16 protein-coding genes and 1 pseudogene are annotated in these 16,092 nt (G+C 69.9%); 8 read left to right on the top strand and 9 right to left on the bottom strand.

The annotated features are described in order from the left end of the window. Positions 1-25: 25 nt before the first annotated feature. Together C470_RS13665 and C470_RS13660 are read right to left on the bottom strand one after the other, a co-directional pair. Positions 26-1,567: an ABC transporter ATP-binding protein gene (locus C470_RS13665; RefSeq protein WP_008367963.1), complete on the bottom strand. Its 1,542-nt coding sequence runs from the start codon at positions 1,565-1,567 to the stop codon at positions 26-28. A gap of 85 nt (positions 1,568-1,652) precedes the next feature. Continuing rightward, positions 1,653-2,705, bottom strand: coding sequence for a BMP family lipoprotein (locus C470_RS13660; RefSeq protein WP_007345926.1), 1,053 nt, complete (start codon positions 2,703-2,705; stop codon positions 1,653-1,655). Positions 2,706-3,112: 407 nt separating this feature from the next. Here C470_RS13660 and C470_RS13655 point away from each other — a divergent pair, with 407 nt between their 5' ends. Beyond that, positions 3,113-3,676 (top strand): hypothetical protein, encoded by a 564-nt coding sequence (locus tag C470_RS13655; protein ID WP_007345925.1) that lies wholly within the window; start codon positions 3,113-3,115, stop codon positions 3,674-3,676. Positions 3,677-3,747: 71 nt separating this feature from the next. Here C470_RS13655 and C470_RS16485 read toward each other — a convergent pair. Continuing rightward, positions 3,748-3,936 (bottom strand): annotated as a pseudogene (locus C470_RS16485) (hypothetical protein); the annotation flags it as partial. 14 nt (positions 3,937-3,950) lie between these two features. Then, positions 3,951-4,691 (bottom strand): competence/damage-inducible protein A, encoded by a 741-nt coding sequence (locus C470_RS13645; RefSeq protein WP_008367959.1) that lies wholly within the window; start codon positions 4,689-4,691, stop codon positions 3,951-3,953. A gap of 90 nt (positions 4,692-4,781) precedes the next feature. Between C470_RS13645 and C470_RS13640 the strand changes: the two genes are divergently transcribed. Beyond that, a complete protein-coding gene (locus C470_RS13640) occupies positions 4,782-7,313 on the top strand; it encodes a penicillin acylase family protein (RefSeq protein WP_008367956.1) in 2,532 nt (843 codons plus the stop codon). Further along, positions 7,310-7,693: a hypothetical protein gene (locus C470_RS13635; protein ID WP_008367954.1), complete on the top strand. Its 384-nt coding sequence runs from the start codon at positions 7,310-7,312 to the stop codon at positions 7,691-7,693. Before C470_RS13640 ends, C470_RS13635 begins: the two co-directional genes overlap by 4 nt. Positions 7,694-7,696: 3 nt before the next feature. On the opposite strand, the gene C470_RS13630 is transcribed toward C470_RS13635, so the two are convergent. Next, positions 7,697-8,062, bottom strand: coding sequence for a cupin domain-containing protein (locus tag C470_RS13630; protein WP_008367952.1), 366 nt, complete (start codon positions 8,060-8,062; stop codon positions 7,697-7,699). 182 nt (positions 8,063-8,244) lie between these two features. Between C470_RS13630 and C470_RS13625 the strand changes: the two genes are divergently transcribed. From C470_RS13625 to C470_RS13605, 5 genes are all read left to right on the top strand, one after another. Continuing rightward, the gene (locus tag C470_RS13625; RefSeq protein ID WP_008367951.1) at positions 8,245-9,111 is read left to right on the top strand and encodes a DUF7260 family protein; all 867 of its coding nucleotides are present in this window, start codon (positions 8,245-8,247) and stop codon (positions 9,109-9,111) included. Positions 9,112-9,831: 720 nt separating this feature from the next. After that, positions 9,832-10,860 (top strand): ring-cleaving dioxygenase, encoded by a 1,029-nt coding sequence (locus C470_RS13620; RefSeq protein ID WP_008367949.1) that lies wholly within the window; start codon positions 9,832-9,834, stop codon positions 10,858-10,860. A 127-nt stretch (positions 10,861-10,987) separates the two neighbouring features. Continuing rightward, positions 10,988-11,845 (top strand): TatD family hydrolase, encoded by an 858-nt coding sequence (locus C470_RS13615; protein ID WP_007997058.1) that lies wholly within the window; start codon positions 10,988-10,990, stop codon positions 11,843-11,845. A gap of 84 nt (positions 11,846-11,929) precedes the next feature. After that, positions 11,930-12,511, top strand: coding sequence for a DUF2150 family protein (locus tag C470_RS13610; RefSeq protein WP_004595207.1), 582 nt, complete (start codon positions 11,930-11,932; stop codon positions 12,509-12,511). 74 nt (positions 12,512-12,585) lie between these two features. Next, positions 12,586-13,068, top strand: coding sequence for a DUF456 family protein (locus C470_RS13605; RefSeq protein WP_008367946.1), 483 nt, complete (start codon positions 12,586-12,588; stop codon positions 13,066-13,068). Between the two features lie 33 nt (positions 13,069-13,101). Here C470_RS13605 and C470_RS13600 read toward each other — a convergent pair whose 3' ends face one another. The 4 genes from C470_RS13600 to C470_RS13585 form a co-directional block, all read right to left on the bottom strand. After that, positions 13,102-13,911: a DUF63 family protein gene (locus C470_RS13600; protein ID WP_008367944.1), complete on the bottom strand. Its 810-nt coding sequence runs from the start codon at positions 13,909-13,911 to the stop codon at positions 13,102-13,104. Next, positions 13,911-14,360, bottom strand: a complete 450-nt coding sequence (locus tag C470_RS13595) for a universal stress protein (RefSeq protein ID WP_004595210.1) — start codon at positions 14,358-14,360, stop codon at positions 13,911-13,913. The genes C470_RS13600 and C470_RS13595 overlap by 1 nt, the downstream gene beginning before the upstream one ends. 116 nt (positions 14,361-14,476) lie before the next feature. Then, complete coding sequence (locus C470_RS13590) at positions 14,477-15,397, bottom strand: DNA adenine methylase (protein WP_008367942.1); 921 nt, start codon at positions 15,395-15,397, stop codon at positions 14,477-14,479. Positions 15,398-15,510: 113 nt separating this feature from the next. Continuing rightward, positions 15,511-15,810 (bottom strand): DUF7344 domain-containing protein, encoded by a 300-nt coding sequence (locus C470_RS13585; protein WP_007997051.1) that lies wholly within the window; start codon positions 15,808-15,810, stop codon positions 15,511-15,513. Positions 15,811-16,092: the final 282 nt, after the last annotated feature.

Raw genomic sequence — 16,092 nt, 5'->3', positions numbered from 1 at the left:
TCGCGGAGACGTCCCGACAGGCGGCTCACGAGTGAACACCACCGCTGGGTTCGCTGTCGCCGTCGTCGGTGCCGGCGTCGTGGCCGGCCATCAGCATCCCGAGCTCCTCTTCGGTCGTTTCCACCGGGTCGACCGCCCCCGCGAATTCGCCCTCGTACATCACCACGATCCGATCGGAGAGCTTCCGAATCTCGTCGAGCTTCGAGGAGACGACGAGGATCGCCATCCCCGCCTCACGCAGTTCCAGTAGCCGATCGTGGATGAACTCGATCGAACCGATGTCGACCCCTCGCGTCGGGTGGGACGCGATCATAACGTCCGGATCGTGTTCGATCTCCCGCCCGACGATGAACTTCTGCTGGTTCCCGCCCGACAGCGACTTCGCCTCGGAGCGTTCGTTCGGAGGCTGTACGTCGTACTCCCGGATGATGTCGCCGGCGTGGTCGTGGACGGTCTCCCAGTCGATCAGCCCGCTGTCGACGAACGGGTCGACGGTCTGGTTCCCGAGTAGCGCGTTCCGAACGAGAGTGTAGTCCTGTACGAGTCCCTCGGTCGTCCGATCTTCCGGAATGTACGCGATGCCGGCGTCGATACGCTGCCGGCGGTTCGTGTCGGTGATCTCCTCGCCGTTCAACCGTACGGACCCGGACTCGACGTCGCGGAGCCCGGTCAGCGCTTCGACCAGCTCTGTCTGACCGTTCCCCTGAACGCCGGCGACTCCGAGGATTTCCCCTTCCCGGACGGTGAGGTCGACGCCGCTGACCTGTTCGAGACCTCGGCTCCCCCGTACGTGGAGTTGCTCGACGTCAAGCACGGCGTCGCCTTCCGGTGACTCCCGAGGCGGGCGATCGAACTGGATCTCTCTCCCGACCATCATCCGCGCGAGTTCCGTTTCCGATGTCTCAGCGTCGTCGACCGTCCCGATGGCCGCTCCGTCTCGCAGCACGGTGATCTCGTCGGCCGCGCCGAGCGCCTCCCCCAGCTTATGCGTGATAAATATGAGCGAGTGGCCGGCGTCCGCGAGTTCCCCCATCAGGTCGAGCAGATCGCTGATCTCCTGTGGAGTGAGAACCGCGGTCGGCTCGTCGAGGATGAGGATATCCGCGCCGCGATAGAGGCTTTTCACGATCTCGACGCGCTGGCGGGCGCCCAGGTCGAGATCTCGAATCTTCGTGTCGAGGAACTCGTCGACGTGGAAGTCGTAGCGCGAGCAGATATCTTCGATATCCCGCCGGGCGGTCGCGGTATCGACGAACCCGTTATCGCTCGGCTCGTGGCCTAGAATGATGTTCTGTAGCACGGTCATCGTCTCTACGAGCTGGAAGTGCTGGTGGATCATGCCGACGCCCGCGTCCATCGCGTCTCGGGGCGATTCGAACGTTTTCGGCTCTCCGTCGATGTGGACCGTCCCCGCGTTCTTTTCGTAGAACCCGTAGAGGACGCTCATCAGCGTCGTCTTGCCGGAACCGTTCTCACCGAGGAGCGCGTGTATCGACCCCTTCTCCAAGGTGAAATCGACGTCGTCGTTCGCCACGACATCGCCGAACCGTTTCGTGATACCCTCCATGCGGACGGCGGGTGGCGTCTCCTTAGCTGTCATTGTCTTTTCGTAGTACGGTGATCATAAATGCCAACGAGCGACCGCGACGGCCTTAGTTACAGCCGGACGCGGAACACGGAACCTCGATATCGCCGCTCGTGATTCCGTCCTTCGCGTCCTGAATGTTCTGCGACACGGCATCGGGCATCTCGCCTTCGAACGCCTGCCCGATCACGAGGTCGACGCCCTCCTCGTCGAGACCGAGCGTGTTCGCGCCCGTGACGCTCTCGAAGTCGCCCTCGGCGACCGCCGAAGCGACCTCCTGGGTTCCCTCGTTGATGTACTTGACCGCGGAGCCGATGATGACGTCTTGGAACTCTTCGAGGGTCACGGACTGATCCGCGTCGACGCCGATCGCGAAGCGGTCGTTCTCTTGGGCAGACTCGAAGACGCCCTGTCCGGCCGCCGCTGCGGCGTGGTAGACGATGTCCGCGCCGTTGTCGTACTGCGAAGAGGCGATGCTGGCAGCGGTGTCCGTGTCGCTGTAATCGCCGATGTACCCGACGTCGACGGTGACGTCGGAGTTGACCCACTCCGCGCCGGCGACGTACGACCGCTCGAAGGCGTTGATGAGCGATCCGTCGACGCCGCCCACGAACCCGATGTGGGCGTTGCTCGGGTCGTTCGAGTTGCCTTCGTGAGAGAGTTCCTCGGTCGTCATCGTCCCGCCCAGGACGCCTGCGAGGTAGGACATCTCGTGGTTGGCCCACGTGTACCCGGCCACGTTGGGCTCGTCGACGTGCGCGTTGATGAGCATCCAGTTCTGGTCCGGATACTCCGCGGCGTTCTGCGTGAGGGCCTCGGTGTGGTTGTACGAGACCAGCACGATGAGGTCGTAGTCGCCGCTCTCGGCGAGGGTCGACTGCGTGGACTGGTAGTTCGACTGCTCGGTCTCCTCGACCTGATTGATCTCGATGTCGTACTCCTCCTGTGCGGTTTCGAGCCCGTCGACCGCCAAGTCGTTGAACGCGTTGTCGTCGAACCCGGCGGGACTGGAGACGATCGCGATATTCGTCGTCGATTCCGATCCGCCGTCGCCGCCGTCGCCGCCGAGACACCCGGAGAGAGCCGTTCCGGCAACGACGGTACCCCCGGTCGCGAGCATGGACCGACGACTGATCACGGGCTCACCGTGCGTATTCTCGGATCCATCAATATTTTTCATGTTGGACATGACACTCTCGCACTCGATGCTTCTACATTAAAAACCTATTTGTAAAAATATATTTTTACTGATGTTTTCTAAGGCCCTCCGGGTCTCGGTGAAATTGCGTGACGGGGAGGACGTCGAAACGGCAGCAGCCGCCGCGAGCGCCCGGCGCACCCGGTACCGCAGCGCCGGGCGGCGGGTTCGAATTCTCGCCAACCCGTACGGTCGCCCGCTGGCTTCGAAAGAGCCGAACCGCGAGCGGTCGGAGCGGTCGGCGCTGTTCCGGTCGTCGACGGCGCGGGTCACTCCATCGGCCGGTCGCTCAACACAAGAGGTAATTCGGTGGCACCGAGTGAGGGGGCATGGACGACACGCCGCTACACGAACGCATGAAAGCCTACGAGGCGTCGGCGAGAGAGGCGGCCAGGGCCGGGAAAAAGCGCGACCGGATAGCCGCGAACGTCGGGAAGCGACTGGCGGCGGCGGTGACCGACGCCGTCGAGCAGGACGGGGCGAACGTCGAGGTGACGGGGCGGTCGGGCGACGGGCACCGGTATCGGTTCACGGCGCGGCTCGATCGGGCGGCGCTCGTCGCCACGCTGACGGAGACGCTCCCCGACGGGTTCGTCGTCTCGCACGTCAACGACGACGGATCGCTCTCGATCGAGTGGACCGGCGCCGACCGGACCCCCTCGAAGCGCCAACACGGCGCGGTCCTGAAGGCCATCGTCGCCGAGGAGATGGTCTTAGACGACGACGGGCTGGTCGAGTCGGTTCCGACCCGCGATCGGGTGCTCGCGCGGGCGGTCGAACTGGGAATCGACGAGGACGACGCGACTTCGCGGCTGCGTCGGCTGGCGACGCTGGACGTCGTCGACCTCGACGACGGGTACGTCTACCCGGACGACAACTTCTCGCGGTACTGAACGCGACCCACGGCTCCCGCGGGGCCGCGGTGGCGCTCCCGCGGGCGACCGGTAAGACCCGTCCCCGCTCGGAACGTGATGATCTCGTAGTCTCCGTCGACCAGCGAGCGGATGCTCGAGTGACCGTCGTGCTCCGCGAGAGTAGCCAGCCCGGCGTCGGCGACGGCGTCCGCGACGCCGAACGCGCTCGAACAGTAGTCACAGACCTCGGCGTCGTCGCGGACGGCCCGAGGGAGCTCGTGGTAGTCGCTCTCCTCGTCTCGCGAGCCGGCCCTCACCAATCGCGCGACACCGGCGTCTCGCTCGCGTCGACGTTCTCCAGCAGCCACGCCGCGGCGTCGTCGAGCGCGTCGTCGTCGGTCGCGGTCACCTTCAGCCGGTTGTGGTCGGCCTCGCGGTCGGGGTAACAGCCGACGGCGACGTCGAAACGGTCCATCGCCTCCTTCAGCGCGGGGATGATGTTCGACTCCGGCTCGACGGTGTAGAGGAACCGCGAGCGCCGGTCGCCCGCGAACTCGTCGGCGACCGTCTCGAACGTCGCCTTCAGCTCGTCCGGGATCCCGGGCATGACGTACGCGTTCTCGACGACGCAGCCCGGCGCGAGCCCCGCTTCGGTCACCAGCGGGCGGCTCCCCTCGGGGACCGACGCCTCCGCCGCGACGTCGACGTCGAACTCGCGGTCGGGCACGCGCTCGCGGATCGCGGCCAGCCGGCGCTCGACCGATTCGCGCGTGAGCTCGGTCGGGGCCATCTCGCGGTCGAACGCGTCAGCGACCCCCTCCATCGTCACGTCGTCCGGGGTGCTGCCGATCCCGCCCGTGACGATCACGGCGTCGAAGTCGGCGGCGTACTCACGGACGCGCGCCGCGATCTCGGCCCTGTCGTCTGGGATCGAGAGGATCCGCGCCACGGCGACGCCGCGCTCGCTCAGCTCCGCGGCGAGCCAGTTGGCGTTGGTGTTCACCGTGTCGCCCGAGAGCAGTTCGTCCCCGACCGTGATCAGCGCGACCTCCATCGACCCGGCTTTCGGTCGGGCGACGGATGTACGTTTCCCGCCCCCGGTCTAATCCAAATTATAATGAGGTATCGGGGCCTCGGTCGGGAGGTGACACGCGACACCACGCGCCGCGCGGTCCTCGCGAGCGTCCTCGCCGCTGGGACAGCCGGGCTGGCGGCGAGCGACGCGGCCGACCTCCTCGACTCGTTCGCCCCGCTGTCGGGCCGGGCGTGGGACGCGGCCGACCGCTCGCTCCCCGAGACCGTCGAGAGCCCGCACGGGCCCGCGACCGTCGCCCGCGACGAGTTCGGCGTCCCGCAGGTCGAGGCGGACGCCGAGCCCGCGGCGTACTTCGCGGTCGGCTACTGCCAGGCGTTCGACCGGCTGTTCGCGATGGACCTCCAGCGCCGCGTCATGCGCGGCCGTCTCTCGGCGGTGATCGGCGAGGCGACGCTCGGCAGCGACGAGTTCAACGTCGCGATGGGGTTCGCCGACGCCGCGGAAGCGACCTGGGAGGTCGTCGCCGAGACGCGCGCCGGCCCCCTCGTGGAGGCGTTCGCCGACGGCGTCAACGCGGCGATGGACGACCTGCCGCTCCCGCTGGAGTTCGAGCTGATCGGCTACGAGCCCGAGCCGTGGACCCCCGTCGACTCGATGTTGATGGAAAAGCAGATCTCGTGGACGCTCACGGGGAGCTTCAGCGAACTGCGACGCGCGCTCGTCGCCGACCGCCTCGGCGCGGACCGCGCGGAGACGCTGTTTCCGACGCGGTACGACCACGACTACCCGATCCTCGACGGGACGGAGACGCGGCTCGGAGACTCGAGAAGCGGCGAACTGGCCCCAGGCGAACCCGTCTCGAACGGGTCGACCGACCCCGTCGACACCGCCGACTCCGTCGACGCCGCTGACCCCATCGACGCCGCTGACCCCATCGACGCCGCCCTGACCGACTGGCTCTCGGGCTTCGAGTCGCCGACGGGCGTCGGCTCGAACAGCTGGGTCGTCTCCGGCGAGCACACCGCGAGCGGGACGCCGATACTCGCGTACGACCCGCACCTCTCCCTCCAGGCGCCGCCGCTGTGGTACGAGCAGTCGGTCGACACCCCCGAGCGGTCGGTGCGGGGCGCGACGTTCTCCGGCGTCCCGTTCGTCATCGCCGGCGCGAACGACCGCGGCGCGTGGTCGTTCACAAACCTCGGCGCCGACGTCCTCGACTGCTACCGGTACGAGATCGACGACGCGGGCGACCGCTACCGCTACGAGGGCGAGTGGCGCGACTTCGAGACCGACGAGCGCGAGACGATCCCGGTCGCCGGCGGCGAGGACCGCGAGCTCCGCGTGCGCCGCACCGTTCACGGTCCCCTGATCGAGCGCGAGGGACGGACGGTCGGCGTCGCGTGGACGGGCCACACCGCGACGCGGACCACGGCCGCCATCGAGGCGTACGGGCGCAGCGAGGGGATCGACGACCTGCTGGCGGCGACGCGCGACTTCGACCTGCCGACGCAGAACCTCGTCTACGCCGACGCGGACGGCCGGACGCTTTACTTCGCGACCGGTCGGCTGCCGATCCGGCGTATCGACGGCGAGGTCGTCGACGGCGACCGGATCTTCGACGGCTCCGCGGGCGAGGGGGAGTGGCGGGGGTTCGAGCCGTTCGGCGAGTCCTCGTGGGAGGGGTTCGTCCCCTTCGAGGAGAAGCCGCACGCGATCGATCCCGACGCCCTCTCGACGGCCAACCAGCGCCCGATCGACGACCCGGTCCACTACGTCGGCGTCGACTACGCGACGCCGTACCGCGGGGCGCGGATCGCCGACCGGCTCGACGACGCGATCGGCGGGGGCGGCGACGCCGAGGCCGGCGGGGGCGACGACGCCGATGCCGGCGGGGAGGGACCGACCGACCCCGACTTCCACCGCGCGCTCCAAAACGACGTGCGCGACGGCCGCGCGGCCGAACTCGTCCCCGAGCTGGTCGAGGCGGTCCGCGACCGGCACGGCTTCAGGCCCGCTGTCATCGACGCCGCCAACGACCTCGACGACTGGGACTACCGGATGGAACGCGACTCGCGCGCCGCGCTGATCTTCGCCCGCTACCTCCCGAAATTCCGCGAGCGCGTCTTCGGGCCCGCGTTCTCGGACGCCGACCTCGGCGAGTCGTACTACCCGAACGACCGGACGCTCGCGCGGCTCCCCGACGACGACCCGCTCTTCGACGGGCGCTCGCGGGGCGACCTCGCGGTCGCGGCCCTCCAAGACGCGCTGGATGAGATCGGGGCGGCCGGCTCGGAGGACTGGGACCGGTACGGCGACTACAACACCACCCGCGCGATGGCGCACCCGCTGGGCGGCGAGGCGCCGTTCCTGAACTACGAGGAGCTGCCCGCGGACGGCTCGCCCGCGACGGTGAAGAACTACCGCGTCGAGTCCGCGATCGGGTCGAGCTGGCGGATGGCCGTGCGGCCGGGGACGGACGCGACCGCGGTCCTGCCGGGCGGCAACTCCGGCGACTACTTCTCGGCGCACTACGACGACCAGCTCCGGCGCTGGCTCGACAACGACCAGCGGCCGATGCCGCTCGGGGGCGGGAGCGACCCGGTGGTCCGGTTCGAGCCGTCAACGGAGGGGTCCCGATGAGCGACGCGTCGGAGTCGCCCGGGAATTCGGAGTCGAACGTGCCTTCGGAGTCGACCGCGCTCCGCGACCGCGTCAGGACCGAGCCGGGACCGCACGCGGTCGCGGTGGTCGCCGCGCTCGCCGCCGGCGTCGGGCTCGCGTCGCTCCACTGGCTCGGGCTGATCGCCGCGGGCGCGCTCGCCTCGCTTCCGGCGCCGACCCTGCGTCGGGGGGCGGGGTACGCCTTCGGCGCCGGCGTGGCCTGTCTCGCCGCGTTCGCGCTCTCGCTCGGGCCGGCGGCCGGGGCGGCGTCGGACATGTTCCCGGTCGTCTACGTCACGGTCGGCGCGGGGCTGGGGCTGCCGCTGTTCGGGTCGCTGGCGCGGGCCGCGGTGGCGTGAGGGTCAGTCGAGGCTCTTCAAGTCGGTCACCGTCTCGTCGGTCTCGACGTCGCCCGTGTTGCGCGTCTCGCTCGGCTCGAAGAGGACGATTTCGGCCTCGGGCTCGGCGACGGGCCGGTGTTCGGTCCCGCGCGGAACGATCGTGAACTCGCCCGCCTCCAGCACCGCGTCCGCCTCGTCGCGGAACTCGATCCGGAGTCGACCCGCGTTGACGAGGAACAGCTCGTCGGCCTCCGCGTGGCTGTGCCAGACGAACTCCCCGTCCGCCTTCGCGACCTTCACCGCCTGCCCGTTGAGCTCGCCCGCGAGCCGCGGCGACCACGTCTCGTCGAACGAGTCGAACGCCTCGGCGAGGGACACCTTCTCCATACCGACTGTCGGCGTCGGAGCGGTAAAATCGCTGCCCCCCGGGACCGGTACGAGCGACCGCGGCCGCAGCCGGCGGGGACGGCGAGGGGAGTATATACCGCTCCGGAGCGGCCCGGACGTCTCTGCCCTCCGCGATACCACTCATATAAGCGCTTACGAGGGGCCTCGACGTGCCGCGACGTATGGCAGCGACTCACGCGGACGAGGGGAGCGACCCGATCCGGGCGGCGCGGGCGAAGCTCCGGGTCGAGCGGCGTCGAGTCGTCGACGAGCGGGAGGCGTTCCGAGCGTTTCGCGGCCGGGTCTCCTCGATCCCGAACGAGAGCGGGCGCGTCGACCCGACGGACCCGGGCGCGGGCGGAGGATTCGCCGGCGCGGGCGGACCGGCCGGCGTCCGCGGCGCGATCGGGGGAGCGACCGGGGGAGCCGACGGTGCGGCGCCGCCCGGGTCTCGGCTCGTCGCGGTGCGGGACGCGTACCGCGCCACGGTGATGTCGGTCCCGCACTACGAGGCGGAGTACGACGACACCTACGAGCGGAGCGTCGCCGAGGAGTTCGGTCCCGAGCTCGCCTACGTGCTCACCCGCACGGACTGCTTCCACGAGGAGTACAAGCGCTCGTTGCTGTGCGCGGTCGAGACCGCCGTTCAGGAGCGCGAGGCGTTCCTCGACGCCGTGGAGTCGGAGATCGAGTCGGTCGAGCGCGCCGGGTCCCGCCTCGAACCGATCCGGACAGAGATCGGGGCGATCGAAGCGGAGATCGGCGGTGAAGGAGACGACTCGGCGGCCGCCGGGTTCGGCGCGCTCGACGCCTGCCGGACCCGGATCGGGGTCCTTCGCGACGACTGCGACCGGATCGCGGCCCGCCGCCAGCGCGTGCTCGCAGACCACGAGCGCCGGCTCGCGCTCGGCGACGAGCTCGACCTGCCGGGGTACTGCTACCAAGACCTCGACGTCACGTATCCGGTTCTCGCGGCCGTTGGTGCGGTCGGCGACCAGCTGGAGATGCTCAGGGAGCGGATCGAACGGGCCATGACGCGAGCTCGCTGATCAGTTGATTCGATCCGATGAAGTACACGCGGGCGGCCGCATTCCGGTCGTATCGTGGAGGAACTCCGACGATATTTATAAAAGAGGACGGGCCGGGAGTAGGCCTCCAAATCCCCAGTCGCTCGCTTATAAATAGTTGCTTGCGGAGCGGCGGCGAACACCGCCGAAGCCCCAGCCGCTCGTTTATAAATACTCGACCACGAACCGTTGGAACACACCTCCAAAGCCCCAGCCGCTCGGCTGTACGTGATCTCTCGCTCTGCGGTGACCGCCTCCAAAGCCCCAGCCGCTCGGCTGTACGTGATCTCTCGCTCTGCGGTGACCGCCTCCAAAGCCCCAGTCGCGAGGGCGGCGTACGCTCGCTGCGCCCCTCGCTCAGTCGCTGACGCTCCTTCGCTGCGGTGCTTGCGTCGCCTACGCCGCCCTCGCGACTGCCCCTTTGAGCCCCACCCCGCCCCGCACAGCACCGCACCTCACGCCTCCCCAGCCTCGCGGTTCGCGCTCTTCGAGCGCTCACCGCGTCCCTCGCGCGTGCGACTCGCGCCCTGACGGGCGCTCGTCGGCACGCGCCACCGAACTTCGTTTATAAATGATGTCGCAGCCAATCGGAGTTCAGGTATCGATCGAATCCCGCCCTCGGCCATCGTCGTGGGCTCGTACTCGACCCGGTAACACCCGTGTCCGCACCGATTCAAGTCCCTCCGGAGCGTATCTGGAAGTATGACAGACGAATCCGACTCCGCAGGCGCCGGAACCGAGGACGGCCCGACTCCCACCCCGGGAATCCACCACGTCACCTGCGTCGCGGGCGACCCGCAGCGCAACCTCGACTTCTGGGTCGAGACGCTCGGGCTCCGCCTCGTGAAGCGCTCGATCAACCAGGACGACCCCGGGACGTACCACTTCTTCTACGGGGACGCCGAGGGCACGCCCGGCACGAGCATGACGTTCTTCCCGTGGACGGACCTGCCGGAGGGCGAGGTCGGCGCCGGGCAGGTCTCCCGCACCGCGTTCCGCGTGCCCGAGGGGAGCCTCGACTACTGGGAGGGGCGGTTCGACGAGCGCGGCGTCGACTACGACGCCCGCGAGGAGCGCTTCGGCGAGACGGTCCTCCCCTTCCGCGACCCCGACGGGCTCCCGGTCGAGCTGGTCGAAGTCGAGATCCCGGACGACGACCCGACGACCGCGTGGACCGCGCACGTCCCCGAGTCGGCCGCGATCCGCGGCTTCCACTCCGTGACGCTGTGGCTCGACGACGCCAAGCGGACCGAGCGGCTCCTCGAAACGATGGGGCTGGCCGAGACCGAGTCCGCGGCCGACGCCGCGACCGGCAACGACCGGACTCGCTTCGCCGCGGGCGGCGCCGTGGGGAAGTACGTGGACGTCGTCGAAACTGATCGGCAGGGAAGCTCGGGGCGCGGCACGGTCCACCACGTCGCGTTCCAGACGCCGACGGACGCCGACCAGTCCGGGATGCGCGACGCGGTCGCGTCGATGGGCCTCCGCCCGACCGAACAGATCGACCGCCACTGGTTCCGGTCCGTCTACTTCCGGGAGTTCGCGGGCGTCCTCTTCGAGCTCGCCACCGCCGACCCGGGGTACGCGAGCGACGAGCCCCTCGACGCGCTCGGGGACCGGCTGGTGTTGCCCGGGCGGTTCGAGGACCGACGCGAGGAGATCGAATCCGGCCTCGCCGACGTGACCGTCCCAGGGACCGACACAGAGTTTGCGGCGAACCGCGCCGACTGAACCGCGCCGACTGAACCGCGCCGACTGAACCGCGCCCCGGCGCGCCGCGACGAGCCTCCCGCGGTCGCCGACCGCGCCGACCGCCACGGACCGATCCTTCTAATCGCGCGCGGCCGAACCATCTCGCATGACAGAGGACCTCGGCACGCCGGTGCTGGACAACCACCTCCACCTCGACCCGCGGCACGGCCGCGGGATCGAGGCCGTCGAGGAGTTCGCGCGGCTCGGCGGCACCCACCTGCTCGTGGTGAACAAGCCCTCGTGGCTGCTCGGCGTCGAGCCGGACGAGCCGGCCGACTTCCGGGCCGTCTTCGAGGAGACGCTGGAGACCGTCGCGGCCGCGACGGACGCGCTCCCGGGTCGCGCGTGGCCCGTCCTGGGCGTTCATCCGGGGCTGATCAGTCGGCTCGTCGACGAGCGCGACTTCTCGCCCGACGAGGCCCGCGACCTCATGCGCGGCGGGCTGGAGGTCGCGAGCGAGTACGTCGCCGACGGGGACGCGCTCGCGCTGAAGTCCGGGCGGCCCCACTACGACGTGAGCGACGCGGTCTGGGACGCGTCGAACGCGGTGACGCGGCGCGCGTTCGAGCTGGGCGCCGACGTCGACTGCGCGGTCCAGCTCCACACCGAGGCCACCGAGGACCTGACCGACCTCGCCGCGGTCGCCGAGGATGTCGGCCTCGACCCCTCGCGCGTCGTCAAACACTACGCGGCAGGCGAGCTGGCGGGCGTCACCCCGAGCGTGATGAGCGACAAGGAGCGGCTGGAGCGCGCGGCCGAGGCCGGCGAGCCGTTCCTGATGGAGACGGACTTCGTCGACGACCCGGAACGACCGGGGATGGTGCTCGGACCGAAGACCGTCCCGCGGCGGGTGCGCTGGCTGTTGGAGGGGGAACACGACGAGGCGGTCCGGCGGGCGCACGTCGAGACCCCCCGCGCGGTGTACGGAATCGACACCGAGGCGACGCTCGAACGAGAGGTCTGATTCCGGGATTCTCACGCGTGAGACGCTATCTCGGGCGGCGATCGATAGGAAAGGCATTTGAGTAGTCCGGGCGACGTACGGGACATGACCGACGACGACGCCGTTGAAACGTTCTATACCGACGAACGCTGGCAGAACTGGCTCGACAGGCTGGCCGAAGAGGAACTCGACCCCGAGAACGAGGACTCCGCGCGGCTCCTCTTGAACCTCCAGGACGACGCCGCCATCGCCGTGGTGAAGGTGCTCGCCGCGTTCGACGAGGACCGCATCGACGAGGAGCGCGCCGTCGAGGAGGTCCGCGACATCCGCGAGATCGTCCTCGCAGACGTCGAGTTCGACGACGAGGACAAGGTGATGCTGATCGACGGCGTCCAGACCTCGCTGGTCCCCGTCTTCTACGCGGCCGAGGAGTACGTCGTCGGCGGCGTCGTCGACGGCGACGTGAGCGAGTTCGTGCGCGCGGCCGCCGAGGCCGAGGAGGGCGACGACCTCGACGCCGCGCTCGGCTACGTCGTCCAGGCCGGCACGCGCGTCATCGACGGCGAGGCGCTCGACATCGAGCTCGTCGAGGACCTCGAGTACGGCCTCGTCTCCGAGTGGGTCAACGGGCTCGACTCCCTCCAGTCGGCCATCGAGGACCCGGAAGTCGTCGAAGAAGAAGACTGAGCGGGGTCGGCGGACCCGCTCCCGTCGGGTCGACCGTGGTGAAGTGTTTTCAGCGCACGTAGCGTCCGTTCCGTATGGTGACTCTCGCGGCCGGACTGGCGATCGCGCTGCTCGTCGTCTGGACGGCCAGCTCGTTCGTCCCGCTGGTGCCGGGCGGCGTCCTCGCGGCGCTGACCGTCGTCGGCTACGCGTACACCACCGGGTTCGCGGCACCGAGCCCCGCCGTGGTGGTCGCGCTCGTCGTCGTCTCGCTGCTGGCCTCCGCCGCGGACGTCGCGTCGGGGATGGTCTCCGGGAAGCTCGGCGGCGCGTCGACCCGGACCGTCGTCGTCGGGACGCTGGTGGGAATCGCCCTCCTGATCCCGCTCGGCCCGATCGGGCTCGTCGTCGGACTTGGCGGCACCGTCTTTCTCGCCGCGCTGAACGAACGCGACGGCGACACGCGCGAGGCCGCTCGACGGGCGGCCTACGCGGTGGTCGGCGCGCTCGCCAGCGCGTTCGTCCAGGCCGTCCTGCTCGCCGGCGTCACGGTCGCGTTCGCGCTGGCGGTCCTGTGAGGCGACCGGGAACGCGCCGCTCGGGCTCCCTCCTCACGCCGCCACGGAGAACAGCAGCAGGTTGTGCGCGGCCGGGCCGAGCCCCATCGCCGCGACGAAGCCGAGGAGGAGGTACCCCTCCGCCGGCTCCTCGCGGACGTAGGCCGCGAACAGCCACACGACCGCGCTCGCGACGGCGAGCTTCACGAGGAGGAACAGCCCCCCCTCGCCGATCACCGGGAGCGACGGCAGTCCGCCGATCTCCAGCAGGATCCGCGAGAGCGGCGTGCGCTCGCCGAATCCGAGCTGGGTGGTCCCCACCGCGGTTGAGACCCCGTCGAGCGCGTGCCCGAACACCGCGAGGGCGCCGACGGAACCGGTGACCGCGGCCTCGGGCCGGAAGCGAGTCAGGCCGACCCAGGCGGCGGCCGCGATCGGAATCGCGAGCGCGAGCGCGACCGCCGACCAGCGCGCGCCGATCGGCGAGAGGCCGGTAGCGACCGCGAGGGCGACGACGGGGACGAGCAGGAGGACGCCGGCGGCCGCGAGCGTCGCCGCGACGCGGTCCGGGCGCGCGGCGTCGGCGGCGAGCCACGCCGCGCCGGCGAGCGTCCCCACCGTGAGGTAGACGGTCGGCGAGCCGGCGAACGGCGCGAGCGAGGACGGGAGCGCGTCGACGACGTAGAGGACGTGGGCCGCGGAGCCGAGCGCCATCCACGGGGCGAGCGCGAGCACGCGGCGGGCGGTCACCCGCGGTCGCCGGCGCCGGAGCGCGGCGACGACCGCGCCGGTCGCGAGCAGGACGACGAGGAGGTGGGGGAGGGGAGGAAGCGTCGTGCCCGCCGGGAGGAGGCCGCCGACCATCAGACCGACAGAACGGGTTGGCTCGCGTACAGGAGGACGTACTCCGCGGCCTTCCCCAACACCTCGCCGGGGTCGCCGGAGACCGGCTCGCGCGGGACGACGATGAAGTCGGACTCAAGCTCCTCGGCCGTGTCGAGGACGACGCTCCCGGGGTGAACCGTCTTCACCGACGTGGAGAAGCCGTAGGCGATGGAGTTGCTGTGGGGGACTCCGGCGGCCTCCGCGCGGCGCGCGACGGAGTCGGTGAACGCCTCGGAGTCGTCCGCAACCTCGCTCTCGTCGACCACGCCGTGGTCGATGGCGCGGACGACCTCCTCGTCGAGGACGTACAGCGCGTGGACGCTCGCGCCGTACTCGCTCGCGACCGCGATGGCGTAATCGACCGCCTCGTGCGACTCCTCGCTGCCGTCGACGGGCACGAGGACGAGGTCGATGTCGAGATCGGTCATACCCGACCACTCGGCGGGGGAGGTCAAAAAGCCCGCCCCATCGCCGCGGTCCGCGACCGGAAACCGACGGCGGCGACCGCGGCACGTGCCGCCCGGCTGCCCCGATCGTGGCCGACTCAGTATCCGGACAGTTCCCGCTGACCGACCTCACGGCGCTCGGCCGGCGGGACGTTCGTCGCGACGATCTCGTCGACCGCGTCGCGGTTGTCGGCGTCGCTGTTGATCGCGCGGGTCGCGCCCTCGCGGTCGACGCGGAAGCCCGCCTCGGCGTATGCGTCGTACATCACGCCGCTGTTCGAGAGCACGACCCACACCCCGGCGTCGTCGAGCTCGCCGGCGACGTCGAGCAGCCGGCGCTGGTCCTCGCGGTCGAACCCGGCGGCGCTGTACTCGTTGAAGCTCGCGGTCGCGCTCATCGGCTCGTAGGGCGGGTCGAAGTAGACGAGGTCGCCGGGCTCGGCGGCGTCGAGGACGTACGCGAAGTCCTCGTTGCGGACCTCCGCGTCGGCGAGCAGGTCGCTCGCCCGACGGACCCGGTCGCGCTGGACCCAGTCGGGGTCGGCGTACCGACCGATCGGGACGTTGAACCCGCCGTCCGCGTTCTCGCGGTAGAGCCCGTTGTAGCAGGTCCGGTTGAGGTAGAGGAGGAGGGCGGCCTCCTCCAGCGGGTCGAACTCCCCCTCGTACGGCCGGCGGTTGAACCGCGCGCGCTGCTGGTAGTAGTAGGCCTCCACGTCCCGACCGCGCGCCGTCTCCTCGGCGTACGGGAGGTCCGGGTCGGGATCGCTCTCGGGATCGTCGAACGCGGCCAGCCGCGAGAGCAGCTCGTCGGGGCGGTCGCGGACCTGCTCGTAGAAGTTCACGAGCCGCGGGTTGGCGTCGTTGACCGTCGCGCGGGCGGGTTCGAGGTCGAAGAAGACGGCCCCGCCGCCGACGAACGGCTCGTGGTACCGGCCGAACGCCGACGGGAACCGGGCGTACAGCTCGTCGAGCAGCTGCCGCTTCCCGCCGGCCCACTTCAGGATCGGCTCGGCCATGGCTGTCGGGTGTCGCCCGCGCCCGGGGATAAACGTCCCGGGCCGCGTCCGCGATGATCGGCCTCCGGGCCGCGTCCGCTCGGCCGGCCGCGACGGTCGGTCGACCGCGCCGGTCAGTCGTCCGAGGGCTCGACGTCCGGCATCGGGAGGTCGTCGACGTGGCCCGCGGCCTCCTCGAAGTTCGGGCCGGGCCTGATGGTGCCGGCCTCGCGGTCCCACTCGATGTAGCCGGCCTCCTCTAAGGCCGGAAGGTGCGTCTCGCGGAGCTCGGCGGCGATCTCGTCGGCCCGCCCGCGAACACGCAGATCCGCGACCGTCTCGACGGTGCCGTCGGCGAGGCCGGCGACCACGCGTCTGCGCTCCGGCGCCGAAACGACGACCGTTGGGTCGGTGGTGGGAGTGTCGAGTGTCATCGTGTGTATCTGTCCGTATCTACGAGAAGAGTCGAAGCGAAATAAAAGCACCGCCGGGCCGCGTCTCGGGACCGTCCCCCTCCGCCCGGGTGAGCGGATTCGACTCCGGGGGCGCGAGCGCGGTCCGCGGCGGGCGACTCCCTGCGACCGGGGCTTCGACGCCGTCACCGATATTAACTCACAGATTTTTGAGAGGTGTACTAATGAGTAGCATGGTACAGCTTACACCGCATGAACAACCGTTTCAGTTGTTTTACGTACATGGTCCGTGGTACCGTTTCT

This window comes from Halorubrum distributum JCM 13561, assembly GCF_000337395.1.
In the GTDB taxonomy this organism is placed as follows: domain Archaea; phylum Halobacteriota; class Halobacteria; order Halobacteriales; family Haloferacaceae; genus Halorubrum; species Halorubrum distributum.
This window is presented reverse-complemented; position numbering and strand designations above follow the sequence as displayed.